The 19,995-nt window shown below is 48.0% G+C and carries 18 protein-coding genes; 3 read left to right on the top strand and 15 right to left on the bottom strand.

Annotation, left to right across the window (positions count from 1 at the left end):
• Positions 1–6 precede the first annotated feature (6 nt).
• The 7 genes from MKX98_RS07010 to MKX98_RS06980 form a co-directional block, all read right to left on the bottom strand.
• Entirely contained in the window at positions 7–927 is a 921-nt protein-coding gene (locus tag MKX98_RS07010) for an ABC transporter permease subunit (protein ID WP_339222266.1), read from the bottom strand.
• Between the two features lie 191 nt (positions 928–1,118).
• On the bottom strand, positions 1,119–3,434 hold the full coding sequence (locus MKX98_RS07005) for a helix-turn-helix domain-containing protein (protein ID WP_339222264.1): 2,316 nt from the start codon (positions 3,432–3,434) through the stop codon (positions 1,119–1,121).
• A 242-nt stretch (positions 3,435–3,676) separates the two neighbouring features.
• A complete protein-coding gene (locus MKX98_RS07000) occupies positions 3,677–4,438 on the bottom strand; it encodes a type II CAAX endopeptidase family protein (RefSeq protein ID WP_339222262.1) in 762 nt (253 codons plus the stop codon).
• Positions 4,419–4,970, bottom strand: coding sequence for a PadR family transcriptional regulator (locus MKX98_RS06995; RefSeq protein WP_220686288.1), 552 nt, complete (start codon positions 4,968–4,970; stop codon positions 4,419–4,421). The genes MKX98_RS07000 and MKX98_RS06995 overlap by 20 nt, the downstream gene beginning before the upstream one ends.
• A gap of 189 nt (positions 4,971–5,159) precedes the next feature.
• Positions 5,160–5,501 carry a hypothetical protein gene (locus MKX98_RS06990; protein ID WP_220686289.1) on the bottom strand — a complete coding sequence of 114 codons (342 nt, stop codon included), beginning with the start codon at positions 5,499–5,501 and terminating at the stop codon, positions 5,160–5,162.
• A 59-nt stretch (positions 5,502–5,560) separates the two neighbouring features.
• Positions 5,561–7,816, bottom strand: coding sequence for a PQQ-binding-like beta-propeller repeat protein (locus MKX98_RS06985; RefSeq protein WP_339222259.1), 2,256 nt, complete (start codon positions 7,814–7,816; stop codon positions 5,561–5,563).
• A 192-nt stretch (positions 7,817–8,008) separates the two neighbouring features.
• On the bottom strand, positions 8,009–8,332 hold the full coding sequence (locus MKX98_RS06980) for a hypothetical protein (protein ID WP_220686291.1): 324 nt from the start codon (positions 8,330–8,332) through the stop codon (positions 8,009–8,011).
• A 271-nt stretch (positions 8,333–8,603) separates the two neighbouring features.
• On the opposite strand from MKX98_RS06980, the gene MKX98_RS06975 reads away from it, so the two are divergent.
• Together MKX98_RS06975 and MKX98_RS06970 are read left to right on the top strand one after the other, a co-directional pair.
• Positions 8,604–10,316: a DUF4127 family protein gene (locus MKX98_RS06975; RefSeq protein WP_194541296.1), complete on the top strand. Its 1,713-nt coding sequence runs from the start codon at positions 8,604–8,606 to the stop codon at positions 10,314–10,316.
• Between the two features lie 245 nt (positions 10,317–10,561).
• The gene (locus MKX98_RS06970; RefSeq protein WP_194541295.1) at positions 10,562–10,903 is read left to right on the top strand and encodes a sigma-70 family RNA polymerase sigma factor; all 342 of its coding nucleotides are present in this window, start codon (positions 10,562–10,564) and stop codon (positions 10,901–10,903) included.
• A gap of 434 nt (positions 10,904–11,337) precedes the next feature.
• Here the strand turns inward: MKX98_RS06970 and MKX98_RS06965 are convergent, their stop codons facing one another.
• From MKX98_RS06965 to MKX98_RS06950, 4 genes are read right to left on the bottom strand one after another with little or no spacing between them, the layout of a single operon-like run.
• Positions 11,338–12,555 (bottom strand): ATP-binding protein, encoded by a 1,218-nt coding sequence (locus MKX98_RS06965; RefSeq protein WP_339222256.1) that lies wholly within the window; start codon positions 12,553–12,555, stop codon positions 11,338–11,340.
• Positions 12,556–12,576: 21 nt separating this feature from the next.
• On the bottom strand, positions 12,577–13,269 hold the full coding sequence (locus MKX98_RS06960) for a response regulator transcription factor (protein WP_113060234.1): 693 nt from the start codon (positions 13,267–13,269) through the stop codon (positions 12,577–12,579).
• Entirely contained in the window at positions 13,248–13,412 is a 165-nt protein-coding gene (locus MKX98_RS06955) for a hypothetical protein (RefSeq protein ID WP_194541293.1), read from the bottom strand. Before MKX98_RS06955 ends, MKX98_RS06960 begins: the two co-directional genes overlap by 22 nt.
• A gap of 8 nt (positions 13,413–13,420) precedes the next feature.
• A complete protein-coding gene (locus MKX98_RS06950; protein WP_194541292.1) occupies positions 13,421–14,605 on the bottom strand; it encodes an acyltransferase in 1,185 nt (394 codons plus the stop codon).
• A 473-nt stretch (positions 14,606–15,078) separates the two neighbouring features.
• Between MKX98_RS06950 and MKX98_RS06945 the strand changes: the two genes are divergently transcribed.
• The gene (locus MKX98_RS06945; protein ID WP_194541291.1) at positions 15,079–15,825 is read left to right on the top strand and encodes a class I SAM-dependent methyltransferase; all 747 of its coding nucleotides are present in this window, start codon (positions 15,079–15,081) and stop codon (positions 15,823–15,825) included.
• A gap of 213 nt (positions 15,826–16,038) precedes the next feature.
• On the opposite strand, the gene MKX98_RS06940 is transcribed toward MKX98_RS06945, so the two are convergent.
• The 4 genes from MKX98_RS06940 to MKX98_RS06925 all read right to left on the bottom strand — a co-directional run bounded on the left by MKX98_RS06940 (position 16,039) and on the right by MKX98_RS06925 (position 19,929).
• The gene (locus MKX98_RS06940; protein ID WP_071221197.1) at positions 16,039–16,527 is read right to left on the bottom strand and encodes a cation:proton antiporter regulatory subunit; all 489 of its coding nucleotides are present in this window, start codon (positions 16,525–16,527) and stop codon (positions 16,039–16,041) included.
• An 81-nt stretch (positions 16,528–16,608) separates the two neighbouring features.
• Complete coding sequence (locus MKX98_RS06935; protein ID WP_220686298.1) at positions 16,609–17,829, bottom strand: cation:proton antiporter; 1,221 nt, start codon at positions 17,827–17,829, stop codon at positions 16,609–16,611.
• A gap of 367 nt (positions 17,830–18,196) precedes the next feature.
• A complete protein-coding gene (locus MKX98_RS06930) occupies positions 18,197–18,799 on the bottom strand; it encodes a response regulator transcription factor (protein WP_071221199.1) in 603 nt (200 codons plus the stop codon).
• Positions 18,796–19,929, bottom strand: coding sequence for a sensor histidine kinase (locus tag MKX98_RS06925; protein WP_194541288.1), 1,134 nt, complete (start codon positions 19,927–19,929; stop codon positions 18,796–18,798). Before MKX98_RS06925 ends, MKX98_RS06930 begins: the two co-directional genes overlap by 4 nt.
• Between the last annotated feature and the right edge of the window lie 66 nt (positions 19,930–19,995).

The following is a 19,995-nucleotide window of genomic DNA, read 5'->3' as shown; positions in this document are numbered from 1 at the left end:
CCTCCCTTACCACAGGCTGGTCTCCGAATATTTACGTACGATCCGGTTGGCCATAACGACCAGAATGAATCCAATCGCCGACTGGAACAGGCCGACCGCGGTCGCGAAGCTGAAATCGGCATCGAGGATGCCCCGCCGGTACACAAAGGTGTTAATGACATCCGAGGTTTCGTAATTCATCGTGTTGTAGATCAAGAGGATTTTCTCGAAGCTGGCCTCCATGAAATTGCCGAGCGACAGCACGAACAGAATAATCATGACCGGCACCATGCCGATGAACGTAATATGCCGGACCTGCTGCCACCGGTTTGCCCCATCCATCTTGGCCGCTTCATACAGCGTCGGATCGATGCCGGCAATCGCAGCCAGATAGAGGATGGTGCCCCATCCCACCTTCTGCCATATTTCGGAGCCTACATACACCGTCCGGAACCATTCCGGCATGCCCAGAAACATGATCGGCTCCATACCGAACAGCTTAACCAGCAGATGGTTCACGACGCCCGTGGTCGGAGACAGGAAGGTCACGAGAATGCCCGCGATTACGACGGTGGACAGGAAATGCGGCATGTAGCTGATATTTTGCACGAACCTTTTGAACCATTTGCTCTTCAGCTCATGGAACAGGATCGCCAGAATGATCGGTGCCGGAAAATGAAACAGGAGATCGTACACATTCAGCATGATTGTGTTGCGAATCAGCTTCCATGCATCGGGGGTGACATAGAAAAATTCAATCAAATGCTTGAGTCCCACAAATTCACTTCCCAAAATGCCCCGGCCGATCGAATAATCCTGGAAGGCGATGATGATGCCGTACATCGGCGCGTACTTGAATATTAAGTAATACAAAATGCCAGGCAGCATCAGCAAGTACAACGCTTTATGCTTTCTCAGAACATAGCCGATCCGTGATAGCTGCGCCAATAATCCTCACCTCCGATTGAAAGCATTTACATTCGTTTGTTGTTGTCCCCACTATACGAGCCGTCCTTCTTTCGCGTAAAGCGTGCATCTTTTCCTGGAGACACTCCTTTTGCGACCCCCGTGGCACAAGGCTTTCCGCTTGGGTCCATGCAAAAAAAGAGACTTCAGAAAATAATGCAGTCTCTTCTTTCCTATTGGTGGGAGCTCCTGTATTTAGCAGGTGTAATGCCCTCGTATCTGCGGAAAGCCCGAATCAGAGAATTTCGCCCCCAATACCCGACCTTCTCAGCAATTTCGTCAATTTTCAAATCGGTTTCAAGCAACAATTGCTTCGCCTTCATCAGCCGGTATTTCGCGATATATTCCACGTACTTCTCGCCAATCTCCTCCTTGAAGGTCCGGCTGAAATGCCCTATGGACATATTCATCATCCCGGCAAAATGCTCAATCGACAGCTCTTGATCGTAATGCTTATGAATGTACTCCAGAATCTCCATAAACTGTTGACTCCGGCTGCTGGAAGCCGGCTTCCGAAACAGAAAACCATGAATCTCCGTAAAGCAGCACGTAAGCTCGTCCCATGTCATGCAGCGATTCATCCGTTCGAACAGCCCCGAGTAATACGGAACGTTGAGTTCATTGCGCTCCGATTCCACCGCCCGAATCCAGGTGTTGAGCACATCGGCAAGCAGATATTTCATCTGCACGGCTGTTGCATCCTTGCCCTTTCCCTCCTCCAGCAGAGCAAGCACAGAATGAAGCAGCTTGTCATACTCACGGGTTTTGTACTGATTTAGGATCCGCTGGACCTCTTGCACGGATAAGAAAGGATCCCACTGCTGCAGCTCCCGGGAAGGCTGTCTGCCGCAAATCTCTACGGTGGAATGCAGCCCCCGGTACTTCAGCATGATCAGGGCATGCTCATAAGACTGGTGCAGCTCTTCCATGGCACGAACGGTCTTTCCGATACCGATGGTCGCTTTATAATAGGTCCCGTATTCCAGGAAAATGTGCCGGATTTGCTCCGCTACTTTTTCAGGATGACCCTGGCCCTCCGTGATGTGGCCATGCTCAACGATGCATGCCATCAAATCCGGCCTTGTCTGGCAGATCCAGACCATGCCGGGTGCCAGCCGAAGAATCTTGTCCTTCAGCTCGGTCAGCATAAAGATCTTGGCGGATTCCGATGTCGAGTCGTAAACCGACCGGTCATAATGGAAAGAGATGCACAGGACGGTTCTTGCCGCCTTGTGGCTGTAAGCAAACTCAATCTCCTTGGCGTAGTACTCAATCGATAAGGCATCGCGGTATTGCCCCAGCAGGATTTTCGTGAAAAACTGCTCCTGCACGATCGGCAGCATCCCGTTCACCATCTGGTACAGCTCTTTATTCTCCGTCATGATGAATTGGGAATAACGTTTGATGGCATCAAACTCGTTTCCTTCATGGCCGACTTCCCCATTCGGAGCGTGATGCAGCTTCAGCCCATCCTTAATCTCCCGGATCGGCCGGTATAATCGCCGGCTTAAATAATACGAGGCGAGTGCGCCGACTAGAAGGAAGAATACGAGGAACAACCAACAGATCCATCGGGTAATATAAACCGGCTTCATCAATGTGCCTAAGTCGATCATGCTGATATAATGCCAGGACGGATCGAAGCCGGAGGCCATGAAGGACAGCCCCCTCTTGTCCGATATCGTGAATTGCGAAGCAGTGCCGTCCGTACGTATTCGCTGCTGCAGAGCAAGCTGTTCCTGCTCAGTCAGTCCGTTCTGGGCGATCACTTTGGCCCCATGATCTACAATCGCCGTGCCCGTAACCCAGCTCTCCGGAATGTGAATCTGCTCCTCAAGCTTGTCTCGTTTCACTTCGACCAGGAGATAGACTTCAGGGGCGGTCGTATTAAACGGGTAGCTCATGGCAGCTGTCAAAGAGGCGGGGGAATCCATGAAATCCATCATTTTTTTGCCGGATAATTCGGCTTCCAGCTGATGGCGTCGGTTCAAATCCAGGGGATAGCGGGAACGAAAATAATACGCTTTATTCGTGTAGGTTTCGGCATCGATCATCAAATCCTGGTGCACGAAATAATAATAGGCCTTCTCGACCAAGTCATCGGATTCCAGCTGCTGCAGCTGCTCCCGCAGGGAATGAAGCAATTCCGGAAGCAGCAGGCTATCCGGCGAAGAGGCCATGGGAGCGAGCAGCACGCTCCGTAATCTGGAGGTGCTGAGGATATTAATCATGCTGGTCTTCAAGGATTGCAGCTCGGTGTCCGTCTGCTCGGAGAAGCGGTTCATCATCACTTGATTGAAACGCTCGGCATCCTTTTCAATGATGCGAACGACCAGCACCTGAGCGAGAACCGACGCAACAATCACGGGAATGAGAATGAGGAGAAAATAGTTGGCGAATAGTCTCCAAAACAAGGTGTGCCTTCTGGGAGGTGGAGAATCAAGCTCCCCCGGCTCAGGAGATCGGTTAGGCGTTGTCCTGCGATTCATGAGTGTCCCCCCCTTGTTATTTAAAATTGCAAGTAAACAAGGCTTGCATTTACGTCTACTATATTTAGATGTCAGTTATAATATTCGCCGCAACTTCCATGCATGGAGTTTGCACAGAAATGACGTTACCGGACATGTTTGCATCCATAGCAAAAAGAGCCAGGAATCTCCTGGCCCTTACGCATCCATTCAAAGTCAACCTATTTTACAGTAAATCGTTGCGACACTCCAGTAGCACTCCATTAACCCGCTTGATCTATTCTTGTGGACACCGGAGGTTTTCTTAAAGAGAGAGACAACCAGACACAGTGGACGGCCAGCACCAGCAAAATGAACAGATCGTATCCGATAAATACATCACTATTGTCATTACCGACAAACTGGATAAAGTTATGAAGGAAGTGGAATAGAATCAGAGGGATGATATTTTGGTTTTTCACCATCAGCAGAGCCAATACAGCGCCTATAAGCAGAGCATATACAATCTGTAAAACCGTTTGGAATATGTCCTGCCCTGATAAGACGTTCAGTACATGCGTGACCGCAAACAGAGTGCTGGAGGTGATGACCGCGGTTGGAATGCCTTTGGGCAGCAGTGTTTTCAAAATCAATCCCCGATAGATGCTCTCCTCCACAAATCCAACGAGCAGTGTGAAGAAGATAAAGAACAGGATCTCCGATGCGCTGATTTCACGCATCCCCTTAAGCGAGATTGTAATTAGAATAAGAAGCAAGGGGGAATAATAGAGCCATCCGGCGGCCGGTATACTGTTCAGCTTAAGGAAACCGAGCGGGTTCCACTTCTTTTTCCATGTAAAGTACGCTATCAACACAAGAGCGATTGGGATAAATGAGATCAGCACAGGCGAAGTGTAACTTAACTCTTTAATCGTAGAGTAAGCCCCAGCAGCAAATACGGCTAATAACAGCAGAACCTCGATAATGACAACGGTGAAAATCGGGTGTTTATGCGAAAAAGAATCCTTAGTTTTCCGGTTTAACATGGTTCAGATCCTTCCTCTCCATAATATCCTTCAACCATTGCCGTTCCATCTGAAAATGGTTCAGTCCATACGCCAGAACCGATACCCGATAGTAATAATTCTCCGGATGTTCGATCTCAGCCAATTCTCCAGCCACGACGTTCTTCACCGCTTCAAGCATGTGAATTTCCTGATCCAGCTTAAATATGTACTCGGCCAATCGTTTTTGACGAAGTTCTTCATCCAAATAATCAAAAAAGAAAATACGGATCAGCTGCTCATTGCGTCCTGTCTGCATCGGTCCAGACAACCAGTCGAGAAAAGCCTTTTCACCACTGGGCCGCAGAGAATATAGCTTCTTGTTCTTACTGTTATCCGTCTCGGTCAGCATAACCATGTCCTTCTCTGCGAGTCTCTTGAGCGCAGGATAAAGACTTCCGTAACTCGCTTTGTAGAAAGTGCCTACAGTGCTGTCGATTGTTTTCTTAAGATCATAGCCGCTCATTGTTCCTTCCATTAGCATGCCGAGGAGAATGTACTCCAGCAATGTCATCACCACATTTCATATAATATATCTATTCGATATATCTGTTTGATATATTGATCATCGCATTTTTTCCAAAAGGAGTCAATCTAATTTTCAACAAATAATTCTTGTTCTTGCGTTTATCAAACACAAACCAAAAACGCCCCCGCATCTGTCGCCAGACACCAGGGACGCTTATCCATCCATTCGTTCGTTTTATTCCATGCGCTCAAACACCTTAAACCTTCGATCTTCCTGCAATGCCACCAACGTATGTTCATCGACTACGTAAATTTCCGTGCCTTCCGGCAGCTCGTTCGACGATAAATGCGTATCCGGATATTGATCCGGTTCGAGCCGCTTCTGAATCGTGCCCGCCAAGGTCAAATCTGTCTCCGCAAAAGCCTCGGCACCCTCAATGTCTTTTCCAATATACTCTTGGTCATCGTACTTTAACAGAGACGCATAACTGGCCGACTGCTTGCTGCCGCAGCCCAAACATAGGATCAACAATAGGCTGATGATCGGAATCCCTGTTATCTTAAGCCTCTTGCCCATAAGTCTTCCTCCTTTGCGGACGTCTCCCTACGGTGTGTGTCATCTATCGATAACAGCTATTACAGCTCATCCAAGCGTTCCTTTAACGCTCGGGCATCATAACGAATAAAAGCACCGTTGACCGTGCCGACGAGCACTTCCCGTTCCGTTACGTTCAGCGCGCCGTTCTTGGCATACACCTCTCGCAAATCGACGCTGCCGGTGATTACGTTATGCAATCTGCCCAAGCTTCTGCCGTCTTCCTTGTTCAACACCACAAGATCGCTTCCCAAACTTACCAGCAGGTACGAATCCAGAATTCCGTAGCTGCTGCCAACCAGATGGGAGAGATCGTCGCCCGCTTTGGAAGAGGTCCCCATTTTCCATAGGATGCTACCGCTCTCTAGATCTATCGCTGCCGGAATGCCGTTCAATGTAAGATAGATTCGTTCTCCCTCGATGGCGCCGCGTGCGGCTTTGCCTCTCACGGTCCACATTTCCTTATCTTCCAGGCTGTCATACAATACGCTTTCGTAAGCGGTAGCCCCGCTGAAATACTCCCCGTTCAGCGCACGCTGCACCAATAGATACCGCTCATTCAGCACCTCGAACCTTTCCATCTGACGGGCCGGATACACGGCTTCGCGCGCCCCGGTTTCCATATTGAGCAGAACCCATTCCTTGCCAAGCAGCATCCATCTTGTTGTCATATCCGCAGGAGATACCGGATTGTAGCGATACCCTCCGATAAAATACGGATCTTGGGTCGGATCGTCCATAACCCTCTTACCAACCTTTACATTCCATGCCGCTTTGCCGGTGACCGGATCGTAAGCGGTAAGCTGTCCGTTCTGCTCGACGAGCACATACGGATCACCCGAACCTGCATTCAGCAAGCGGTGTTCGCTGGTCAACGCCTTTTTCCAACGCAGCTTTCCGGTTTCCTGATCCAGCACACTCAGCACGCTTATGGTTTCGTTCAGATTCAAAGCCTCATCCAGAATAATCGTATCGGCCGCAGCCATCATGGTCAGGCCAAATTCATTCTTCGGCTTAACCTCCCACAACACTCGTCCATCCGACATTCGAATATGCCTCACTCTGGCCACATAATCCTTAACCTCCGGGTTATAAGCCGAGTACATCGTAACATGCTTCCGCTCCTTATCCGTGAAAGCCGTATACCAGCCAAATCCCGCATCCTCCTGCCACAGCTTCTTGCCGGTGCCACGGTCAATCGCATACAGGGAAGAATTATCGTGCATCCCGCTGTATCCGCCATCATCTCCCTTGAGGAGCAGGACATCCTCGTTTGCCTCAAGCAGGAAGGTGAAATTCAGATTGCCCTGATTTCGCCAGTCGGGTTCGGCTTCAATCGTCTTTTGAGGCGGCACGGCGGCAAAACGATAGGTAAACTCGTAATCATCGCCAGGACTGTAACTCCGCTCAAAAGATCCGGTCCCAGGAATTACCCACTCGCTGGATGTCAGCTTTCCGGATGGAGAGAACGTCACGGTATAATGGGCATCCCGCTGTTCATATCTCCAGGTCTCGCCGAGTATCATCGGTTTATTGGAGGACTCCTCCTGATTCCGCGATGTCTCCTTCACCTGCGGTTCGCCGAGCAGCTTTTTCACATATGAAGAAGGAGTCCCTTTCTTAAAAAGAAGCTCCGTCAAGTTGCGTACCATATCCGTCGTTACTTCCGAATTTCCATCGAGCAGACCATCAGGCATCGCCTTCTTGGCCGTCGTATCCTTACCCTGTACCCACATCATTGCCGGGCGGTAGATCCGGTAATCTTCCTTCCACTTGGAAGGTGCGACCATGACGCCGTACCAGTCCTTCCACTGGGCTACGGCGATGAGCGACGTTCCGGTTTGGGATACCGCCCATTTCATTGCGCTTCCGGGAGCAAGATATATACTGCCGCTGCTGCGCAGTTGAAGCGAGAGCGGGAACGTTTCTTTCACTTGGGCAGCTTCCTTGGAAACATACCATGTCGGGAGCCACAAGTCTCCCCGGGAATCGGATTGGATAAAGGCTAATTCCCCCTTCACGGAGGTAAGCCGGAGCCTTTCTCCCTTGGCACCGTAATAGCTCACCTTGAGATTTGTCAGATGGCTATTCTTACTAAGCACATTAGGAAACAATGCAGCCTTCTGCTGAATCGTAACACGTTGGCCGGATGTAAAGCCCTCAGCTTCTGCAGCATCAGCGAATACGACATGTGCGCTTTCCTCTGTCCGCTGAGTTGGGTGCCCAACAAGTAAAATACAGACGGCTGCCGTTATTCCGATGAATAGCCGCTTTCGGATCGATACGCGTAAATTCACAGAAACCATCCTCTCCCATACAAGCCTATATAATGTAAACGCTATTATAAGGCAAACGGTTCCAAAATCAAAACAAAAAAACTCCCTTCCAGGAAAGGAGTCTATCCATCTCTTATTGCTAATGTACATTCACAAAAGATTCTCGTTAAAATGATTTCTGCTGCAAATTCACAATTAGCCGTCTTCTCCACATTATCGCACCTCCATACGCCAACTCGCTTCGGATAGAGTACGGCTCGGCGTTGGCCTGCCTGTCATTTTTCTGGTGCGGTTCGTCACCCCGTCCGATATGTCCCCCCATAACTGCCCGAGAAAGGATGCTGGAGCCATTGACGTGCTTCTATTGCTTGCTGTGGCCATCCCCTGAGCGGATCGATTCTCAATCCGTGTATCTTCGCTAGACATCTTGAACTCTGCGCATCCCGATAGCAACATGACACCAACAACCATCACAATGATTGCCGGCCATGCCATCGTAAGCCTGATGTTCCGTTTCGCATGATGTATGGATCCCATCCCGACTGCCTCCTTATGTACGTTCCTGAAGGAAAGTATAAGGAACACATCTTACCATTCCATGGTCCAAAATCTTAACGAATACTTAAATAAAGCTGAACAATTACCTTCGCCACGTTATAACAGATCTTAGCAAGCTTCTTCGACTTCTTTTTCTACCCCTTTTTTTGGACTGCTTAATGAAAAAAACTGATTTGTGGTTGTAAAAGGAATGGGAAATTCACCTATATATATGAAGGCCAATTAAACCATATATAAGGAGAGTTGACCAATGAGAAATGTATTGTATGTACCCTTGGATGACCGCCCGGTAAACCTTGATGATGTAATCAAACTAGGACAAGCCTCAGGCTTGAACCTGATAACTCCTCTTGCTGCAGATATTCGTAACCGGCTCGATTCGGTCGCAGAAGCTTCAGGCAGCCAACTTATAGGCACCTCGGCACCTACCTTTGGTAAACCGGAAGATATTCGTCAGTTCATATTGGGTCACGCCTCTTCCGTCCAGGGTTTTATTATTTCGATCGATATGCTCGTTTATGGAGGCTTAATCGGTAGCAGACGTTTACGAACAAGCGGAGGAGGAACGTATCCCCATTATGATTCAGGGACAGCAGACTTGCTTGACGTAATCCGCGAGATTAAACAGCTTTATCCCAACAAGCCAATCTATGTGTTGGATACCATTATGCGACTCGCTACGACCACATATGTGGAAGGACTCTCTTACAACGCGTACACAGAGTCTCGCAGTCTCATGGGGATAGCTCGCAAAAAATATACAGACTTCAACGATATTTTGAACGGCTATAATATATCCAGTGATGGCACCGAGTTGGGCGATACCGTCCACTTCAATAAAACCCATTACTACAATACAAGGCAGCATAAGTTTAAAACCAATCATTATGTCTTGGACAGACTTGTCCGTCATGGTTATATTGATTTCCTGGCCGTTGGGGTGGACGATGCGAATAAAGAAGGCGTGCAAATGAATGAAATTCGATTTGTGGAGAACTACATCGATCGTTATCTAGGCGGTTGTGAGGGGCAAAATCCGAATCGGGCCATTATATTGCCTGATGCAGATGGCTTGGGTCATTCTCTGGTAGCACGGATGGCTAATCAATTGCATCGGGAAGGAAGAAAAACGCAAATTTCGGTGCAATATTTCGGTCCTCATGGATCCACAATCATCAACAACTATGAATACATGACTGTTCATCAGAATATTCTTCGTCATATTGATGTTGTTGGTGGCCAATGTGTCACTAGCACACCAAACATTGAAATCCTGGCAATCACAGACGAAACACAGGTGTCCAGTGCCGTAAGCCGTATCCATGCCAATGGAACAAACTTTGTAGCAACTGTGGTCATGGATTTCACGGGAAAAGGCTCTGCCAATCCAACGGTAACGGAAGCGCTGCTAGACAGCCAGTACACGGGACGCCTATTGGGTTATAGTGCATGGAACACTGCCGGGAACCTTATGGGCATCTCGCTTGGCATGGGGCAAGCGCGCTACGCTTTTTTGGTATCAGAGTCCTCTGCCTCCGAATTGAACATGGCCGTGAACGCTCATGGGTCGTTACTCTTCAAACGATTTTTGAAGGATTATTATTATAAGAGGCTTGCTGTAGTCGATGTCCGAAGCTATTCCAGAACTCCAAGCAATATTCGTTACGATAATCTTCAAGCCTCGTTCGCTGATCAAAACATGCGTCTCTTTAACACAGAATCAGCTTACCAGCAAGTGTTCACGATTCTTCGAGATCAAATGCAGATCCACAAAACAACGCTGGCCGGAAGGAACGCTTTCCTGATCGGTGCCCCCACTCCGACATGCAATGTCAAACAAATAAAGGGGTCTTCGTGGACATTGTCAGAATACGACAGTGCTTCGCTGGTTTATGACAATCCTGATTTCATCTGGTGGCGCGCCTTTGAGATCACGCTCAATCCTAAGGTCACACTCCAATAATATGAGAATGAAAAAGGACAGCTCCGATAAAGACCGAGCTGTCCTTTTTCTATTGTCCTTTTTGTGAGTGGATCTCTACAGTGAATTCAATAATTCAACTTATAGAGTAGATTACCATTTCACAATGGATGTAAAAAATGGTACAATGAAATGAGAACAAATGTTCCTGTTTTGTAGTTCGTTAACTTTCTCTTTCTCCCCTAAATAATGATTACGATGATAGACAGGCATAGGAGGGATGCTTTATGAAAAAGCATATAACAGCATACGAGCGCTATAAAACTGAAATTTATCGAATTGGTTGGAGAATACAATATCAGGCTAAAAAACTTAGAAAACGAGAAACGCTATACCCTGATTTTAGTACCGTGCAGACGGGGTCATTTCATGCTAGATCCGATGACCGCATTTGGATTGGTCAATTACTGGATTCATTACCCCCTCAAGGAAGAACCATTATATATAAACTCTTCTTAGAAGACCTCACTGAAGCGGAAGTAGCCAAGCAGCTCCATATCTCTCAACAGGCGGTGAACCGATGGAAAAGAAAAATGATCCAAAAGTTATCTCAGATCGCGAATTCATGATTTTGCTGCAAGCTGCAAAGCAGAATGAAGATTAAGCCATTCTGCAACTCATTGATTTATACAAAGACGATATCATGAGAATCAGTCAATATATCTATATGCCTCAAGAGGATGCCATATCAACAATTGTCCTGGAGTTTATGGAAGTGATTCGAGAGAACAATGATACGTATGAGACAGACTGAATTTCTTTTGAACCCTTTCCCGGTTCAGAGCGAATATAAGGATGGGACGCTTTATTCTATCGACCATCCATTTCAGGTTTACGACGAACATGGTTAATTGTCTGCCTGTGAATCAAACGACTTCTCTTCCTTTTTCCTTTTTCCAGTATAGCAACAAACCCAGTACCGCCCGAGGTACTGGGTTCTGTTTTACAGAAATTGCATTCGTTTTGCAGGCCCTCTGTCAAGGCTCGCTCATTCAAGATAACACTATACGACTGTAGGAAACCTCGTTTCAAAGGTCGTTCGCTGCCGATCGCTCCGTACCCGGATTTCGCCGCCCTGAACTTCCACTATGCTCTTCGTAATGGCCAATCCCAAGCCGGTGCCACCGGTCTGCTTCGAACGAGATGCTTCTACACGGTAGAAGCGGTCAAAAATGAACGGCAAATCCCGCTCGGGAATCGGATCGCCATAGTTGGTGAAGCTGATGCTCACCCGATTGCCATCGCTGCGGACGGCAATGTCGATCCTTTTGCCCGACTCCCCGTAACGGATCGCATTGGAGATCAAATTCTCATAAGCCCGGACGAGTTGGGCGCCGTCTGCAAGAACTACGAGCCCTTCCTCTGCAGCAAGCTTACATTCCAGCCCGGCTTTCTCCAGGGCAGGAACGAATTCCTCGATTAGCTGTCTCATGAACTGAGCCATATCGATCTCCCGGATATCCAGCGGAAGCCCGTTATTAATCCGGGTGTATTCGAATAAATCATCAATCAGCTTCTTCAGACTTTGCGCTTTCTCATATGCGATGTTCACGTAATAACGCAGCTCCACTTCATCTTGGTACCGGTCTTCCTCGATAACCTCCAGAAATCCCAGTATCGATGTAAGCGGCGTCCGCAAGTCATGGGAGACTCCCGTAATCAGATCATTCTTTGTTTTTTCCGCGTTACGCTCCTCCAGAATGGATTGGTGAAGCTGCCTGCTCATCTGGTTGATGCTCTCGGCCACCTCACCCAGCTGGCTGCCTGACTGAACCGGAATGTCGGTGTCGAAATTCCCCTTGGCAATCTCGCGAAGCCCATTCCTGATTTCTTCCAGATAAACGTTCAGCTGATCGGTCATACGGTTTATGCTGGAAGCGACGACACCTAATTCGTCTAGGGATTTGAGCTCGATTCTGGAATCGAATCGCCCCGCCGTAATGTCCTGAAGGCCAGTCTGAATTTTCTGCAGATCAAGGACAAACCACTTTGTGCTCACATAATAGCTGACCAAAAAAAGAATAATGCCCGCAACCAGCATAACCGGATCCGAGCCAATGTTGTTAATGATCCAGACGAGCGGCGGCTTGATGGCCGGAATAGAGAGTATCAGCGTGCTTAATGCATAGAGTATGATAAGCAGGGCGGCCGTGATGCCGATGCTGGCAAGCAGCATAAGCAGCATCTTCAGGCGGATGCTGTGAAGCTTCATTATTTTCAAGTTCGTCACCTCTGCTTAAGTTTACTCTATTTTATAGCCAATCCCCCACACCGTCTTAATATATACCGGCTGCTGCGGATCCTTCTCGATCTTCTCGCGCAGCTTGCGTATATGTACCATGACTGTATTTTTCGATTCCATGAACGGTTCGTTCCACACCTCGGTATAAATCTTGTCCATGCTAAGGACGAGTCCACGATTGATGGCCAGCATATGCAGCAGAGCAAATTCGCGGGGTGTCAGCTTAATCTCAACGCCTGCCACCGCCACCCGGTGGGAAGCGACATTAATAACCAGCTCATCGATCTGGATTTCGTTCTCATCCCTCACCGAGTTACTGTTCAGCTGTTTGTATCGGCGGAGCTGCGATTTGATTCTTGCGATCAATTCCAGCGGGCTGAACGGCTTGGTCACGTAATCATCCGCGCCGATGCTGAGTCCGGCGATCTTGTCAATCTCCTGACTCTTGGCCGACAGCATGATAATCGGCGTGTTGTTCTCCTCCCGGATTCTCATGCATGCCTCAATGCCATCCATCTGCGGCATCATGACATCAAGTATGATCAAATCCACTTTATGGGTTCTTAGAATCTCCAGCGCTTCCAGGCCGTGAGATGCGGTGAGCAGCGTGTAGCCCTCATTCCTGACGTAAATCTCCATCAATTTCAAAATTTCGGTTTCATCATCAACCATTAATATCGTAACTCCAGACATGGCTCCTCCTTGATCAACGGCTGCCAGAACAACGCCGTACGGCGCCATTCTTCACGGATGTCAGACTGCGTGGTGCGGTAATGGTTGTCTCTTCGCTTCGCCAGAGCCATGCCCTCGTCTTTGGATACGTCCTGGTTTGCCATGAAGCAGACTACGAACCGGAAAGCGGCACAGACGGCGAATCGACTGGTTTAACCGACTTCTTCGCCTTCGGAATATTACCGAATATCACCCATGAGCCTGGTATAAATCGAACCGTCAATTCTACCACGATCCATGAACAGCCTAATGCTGCCGCAAAACCGCCTGCATACCACAGGTGGGTTAGCATGGAATTCCCCGTAATTAACGGAAACTCCCGGTAGACGAGCAGAAAGAACGGATGAATGAGATATATCCCGAAGGATACGGCACCCAGTCTTTCCAGCGCCGGCGTCCATCCCCGCACCCCTGCCCGATAAAAAAGAATCGCAAGCTGGAGCAGAACGAGCGCCCCCAGGTACGTATGCATATTCCACAGCAGCTCATACAGCGTTGAATTATACCCGGTTCCATGCAGCCGGCTGTTGTAATAAATGTACACATGCCCGAGACCGGCCGCCGCCCATGCGATCCACAGCACCACCCAGGCGGTAATGCGATGAGGCCGTGCATTCGCGCGGCTAATAACAAGCCAGGCTTTCAGTTTCGGGTAATAGATGCCGATAAAAGCACCCAGCATGAAATAGGCAATGTAGGACAATGCCCAGCTTCCTTTATTCGGTACCTGCCAATAATACTTATTCATTAGTATAAACGTCCACTGGATCACCAGTCCAATCGGTATCGCCCATTTTGCAAGCTGGGGCACCTTCTTGAACAGCCACAATACGAGCGGAAACAGCACATAAAACTGAATGCTGATAAATACGAAATAGAGATGCGTATACGCTTTGCCCGTCAACAGCTTTTGCACAAAGCTCTCCATCGTCTCACCGAACGGCCTGCCCTGATAATACAAATAGTGCAGCAGCGCGAAGTAGAACACGGAGAACAGCGTATACGGAATGATAATATACAGCAGTCTTTTCTTGTAAAATCCGCCGATCAGCTTCTTCGTTATGGGACGGTCATAGTAATTATAGAAGAGTACCAGACTGCTCAAAAATATAAATGTCGGCGTTCCGAATTTCATGAAGATGTTCATGAAGTTGTACATAAAAAAGTAGTTGGAATCCGTCATCGCAGATACGGCATACGATGTGGAGTGAACGGACAGCACGCCGAGGATGGCGAATGCGCGTACCAATTGCAGCTCGGGAAGACGTTCCCTTGACAAAGATTTTAATTTGTTCATGACAGTACCCTCTCATCCTTAAAATCCGATTATTCTCGTTCTTGCGATCAGATTCATCAAGTATAGTAGACAGTTCTTAACGCCATACTTCCAAATTCTTATCATTTGCTTAAGATTACGGTCCTTCCTCCTAATAAAATTCTCCTTGATCATGAAGAATCCTTGGACTTACAATAAGAAAAACATCTATCGACGTACTTTCTCAGAGGAGAGACCGCGTATAGCGGAAGTTTTTCTTGCGAGATAAGGATGGTAAGCCTCTGAAGCTTATACTTTCTTAACTCTTAAAAATAATCTTTCAGAATTGGGGTGAATTGGATGCTGATTAGGATCCTTGCCGTTCGAAGTAGCTAGGCCCGGTCTATCATACTGGACCGGGCCTAGCCAGAATCACAGTAGCAGGCTGCGAACGAATAAGAGACGATCTGTTTTCAGCATCCCATTTTATCTCAAATGGAAGGTGAACAATATAAATGAATTCACAGGAATACAAGCAGTTTTATGATATCGTAGGGGCCTTAAACGGCTGGGACTTCAGCCAGCTCAGATGTATCTCGGAGGGCGTGGAGTGGAATTTTTACGATGAGGTAAGCAAGCGGTGCACATCATCCGATGTTGTGCTTGATATCGGCACTGGTGGAGGAGAGAGCTTGTTGTCCATCGCCTCAAAGCCGGCATTGCTGGTTGGAATCGATCTTTCCCATTCGATGATAGAAACTGCCCAGAGTAATAAACGGAAGGCTGCAGCTTCCAATGTACGCTTTATGCAGATGGATGCAGAGTCGCTTCAATTTCCGGAGGCGTTTTTCAATCTGATCTCCTGCAGACACTCCCCTTTTCGTGCATCAGAGGTGGGGAGAGTACTGGAAGAGGATGGCGTGTTTTTGACGCAGCAGGTTCGCGAATCTGATAAAGCCAATCTGGCTCAAGCCTTTGGCAGAGGGCAATCCTCCCGTGAAGACGGTGCCTTAAAGGATCAATATATGGAGGAACTTCGGCTTGCCGGGTTCCGCAATATCCAATATGCCGAATACGATGCGGATGAATACTATGAACGTGAAGAGGATCTTATCTTTTTGCTGAAGCACACGCCCATTATCCCCGGATTTGGACAGGAGGAATCGGATTTTCGCATCTTGCAGCAGTTTATCAGAGACCATCGCACAGATCGGGGAATCCGGACGAATTCCGCCCGGTTTATGATCGTGGCCCGGAAATAACCGGCCCCTCTGGCAATCCATAATCCGCAGCATCCCGCTGTTAAACAGAAAAAGCGCAAAGGGACGAGACCTTGGCGCTTTTTCTTATGCACAACAGCTTCGGATATCATCCCTTTGATGAATAGGTTCCCCTCCACATAAAAAAGCAAGCCCCCCGCAAAAGGAGGAGCTTGCTTTCGGTATGGTTATCTTCGCATCCACGAAGGAGCAATATTAGCCGTTAACCAGCAGTTCTTTCAGCTGCTTGATCTGCTTACGCTCGCCCGCAAGCACCAGCGTCGATCCCGCTGTCAGGATGTCATCCGGACCCGGATTGATTTTCTGCTCTTTCTTGTTCACAATCGCTAATACATTAGCACCTGTACGTTGACGAACCTGAAGCCCCGCAATGGATTGTCCGACGCATTTGTAATGCGGCTCGATGCGTGCCCATTCGATGATCAGATCCTCGAGTGTCACCTCGATGGTCTCGAGCGCTTTCGGTTTATACGTCATGCCGCCGATGATGCCGGCGATTTGTCTAGCCTCATCATCCTCTAATGTAATCTGGGAGATGGTCTCCTCAGGATCGTCATCTTCAAAATGGTACAGCTCTCTTCGGCCATCGTCATGAATAACAATCACCAGCTTATCCCCTGATCTCGCCTGAATAAGGAATTTCTTACCGATACCCGGCAGGTCAGATTCGCGAATAATACTCATGTGAAAATCCTCCGTTCTGGGGTTAATTCAATCTCTAGATTATATAGATTAGTTGGAAGAAAGTAAATCAGCCCAGCAGCTTTACGCCTTCCTTTTTTTTACTTTCTCCACAGGCTCGCTCCATTTGAATATTTTATTCGCTCCGCGGTAGATACGTTTTGACTCCTTGGCTAGAAGAGGACCAAGAATCGCAAGAATCAGAACATAGAGGGCCGAGAATGGTTTCAGCATAGCCGACAGTCCGCCGGCTAGTCCCAGATTCGCAACGATGATCGTGAATTCCCCGCGAGCCATAATGGTCAATCCGATGTTAAGCGACGATTTATGCGATAATCCGGCCTTCCGGCCCGCTATCATGCCTGCGACCAGGTTGCCGATAATGGTCAATACCACGGCGCCAAGAGCAAGCCATAGCGCATTCCCAAGCGTGGTCGGGTCGATGCCGAGACCGAAGCTGAAGAAGAAGATGGCTCCAAAAAAATCACGGAATGGAATGACCAGCTGCTCGATCCGTTCGCTATGATCCGTCTCCGATAAAGCCAGTCCGAACAACAGCGCGCCGATCGCTTCGGCTACGTGCAGTGTCTCCGAAAACCCGGCAATAAAGAACATCGACGAGAATACTACGATAATGAAAATCTCGCTGGACGTAATATTCAGCAATTTGTTAAGTATAGGCGGGCCTTTTCTCGCAATAACAAAGAACAACAGCATGTAACCTATGGAAATGCAAACCGAGATGATGGTTGCCCCTATCGATGTAGCCCCGCCTAATAATAGTCCCGACATAATCGATAAGAACACGGCAAGAAAAATATCATCGAACAAAATCATGCCGAGAATGAGTTCCGTCTCCGCATTCCCTGTGCGCCGCAGATCCACAAGAACCTTAGCGACAATGGCGCTGGAGGAAACCGACAGCATCCCTGCAATGATCAGCGTCTCGTACAGAGGCATATTGATCACGAAACCGTAAGCCACACCCAGTACGAAGTTCAATATTACATATACGGTTCCGCCTACCACAATGTTTTTTCCGGATTTGATCAATTTTTGAACGGAAAATTCAAGACCAAGGTAAAAGAGCAGAAATAGAATACCGATCTGTCCCAGAAAATCGATGATCCCCTGGCTCTCGATGAACTTAAAGTCAAGAATCCCTATCGTTGGTGCATGCGGACCGACAAGCATCCCGAGCACAATCAAGAACGGTATGATCGAGAACTTGAGCTTTCCAGCAATTACGGAGGCTATAGCAACCAGAATCAGAGCAGTTCCAACCTCAAACATCATATGGTCCATAGAAGACCTCCTCCTCCTCAAATTTGACTTCTGGCAATCATTTCTATTATACATAAGAATGCATACATTTACAAAGTAACAGCAGTATTCTTGCTTGATAACCCAATAAATGCTATATTCATTCCATAATGGACAGACTTAATTTTATTAGTGATTTTATGCTTTCCAAAAAATATAAATTATATCCAAATACTCTACCTCACGAATAGGAATGAATATTTATGCATAATAATGAATACTATACCAGGTAAAAAAATACATATATCGCGAAAAAAAACGGCCTTGTGGCCGATCCCCTTTCTCTTTACCCACACAAAAAAGAAGCCTGGCGGCTGCAACCACGGGGCTTCCGGCTATTTTCGGATGATTATTTAAACCAACCTTTTTCTTTAAAACGCGTAATCGCTTCGATCCGGTTACTGACGCCAAGCTTATCAAGAATAACGGAAATATAATTCCGGACGGTGCCCGTTGTAATAAACAGCTGATTGGCAATTTCCTTCGTGTTCTTGCCGTCCGCAATCAGGCCCAGCACTTCCTTTTCCCGCTCCGTCAGCGGATTCTCTTCGCCGGAATACGCTTCATCCACCAGCTCGGAGGCGTATATTCGTCTGCCGGCCATAATGCTCCGAATGGATGCCGCCAGTTCCTCACTCGGGCTGTCCTTCAGGAGGTAGGCGTTGGCGCCGGCCTTCACGGCACGCTCAAAATACCCCGGCCGGGCGAAGGTTGTCAAGATCATCACCTTGCAGCCAGAGCCCTTTAGTTCTTCAGCCGCTTCAAGTCCGTTCATCATTGGCATCTCAATATCCATGATGCAGATATCCGGTTTATGAAGTTTGACAAGCTGTACGGCATCCTTCCCATTACCTGCCGTCCCGACCACCTGCATATCTTCTTCCAGATCAAGCAGTGAGGCCAGGGCTCCAAGCAGCAATCGCTGATCTTCGGCTATGACAATTCGGATCATATTCCCGCCTCCTTATCCGGCATTCTGAGCACATTAGGTACACGTAGGACCAGCGTAGTCCCCTCGCCGGAAGTGAACTCCATGCTTCCGTTTACGAATTCAAGCCGTTCTCTCATTCCCCGCAGTCCATTGCCGCGGTTTCTCGCATCGGTCACGAACCCTGTTCCATTGTCCTTCACCCTCGCAATCAGATCCGTTTCCGTGGATTCGATCACAATGGAGCAAGCCGTGGCATTGCTATGTTTCACTATGTTATTCACGGCCTCTTTCAGGCACATGCTGATCACATTTTCATTCATTAACGACAGATTTTCCGGCTCCAGCGTTCCCTCAAAGGTTAATTCAATCTGGGCAGCCTTTAGAATTTGCTGAATGCGGAAAATTTCATCCGTAAGCCGGGTCCCCCGCATCCGTGTCACCATCTCGCGCACTTCCTTGAGCGCCGTTCTGGCCGTCTGGCGTACATCGTTGATCTCGGCCTGGGCTCTCTCCGTATCCTGCGTCATCAATTTACCGGCCAAATCGCTTTTTAGACCAATGAGAGACAGCTTCTGTCCGAGCGTATCATGCAAATCGCGGGCAATCCGCTGACGTTCCTCCAGCTTCACCAGTTCCGAAATCCGTTTGTTGGCATCCTCCAGCTGACCCTGCAGCTGATCATTCTTATTCCGGTTATAGTTCGTCACGGGCAGCAGAATCACCCCGACTACGCTGACAAGCACAAATGGCAGCTGTGTGATAAAGAACGGATTCCGCGTTAACAATCCATAATTGACCGTAATGATGGTCGTGACCAGATGGATCGAATACAGCGTGATAAACCCGGCCTTATTCTTGATGTTCCCGATAAAAAATGCGAGGAACAACGAGAAATAGATATACCCGAATACCAATGACATCGTAATCGATATCAGAATTTGCAGACTCGTCCAGAAGTAGACGAGCCAGCCTTTGGCCAGAAATGAAAGCACGTAGAAAGCAAAGAACATCAGGATCATCAGAGTACCGAATACGACCTGATAGGTAGAAGTCGACCGGAAGATGAAATAGAACGGAAGGATATAGAAGACGACCCATACATAAGGGCTCAGCCCCGTACTTTTATGAAATATCTGATACCATTTCTGCATGGAGTCCCACCTTCTGTCGGTTCTAGCTTTGTCCTCATTTCTGTATAACGCACCCGTTATTCTTAT

It is taken from the genome of Paenibacillus sp. FSL W7-1332 (assembly GCF_037969785.1).
In the GTDB taxonomy this organism is placed as follows: Bacteria; Bacillota; Bacilli; order Paenibacillales; family Paenibacillaceae; genus Paenibacillus_AQ.
Note: the sequence above shows the minus strand (reverse complement) of the source record. Positions and strands in the feature narration are given on the sequence as shown.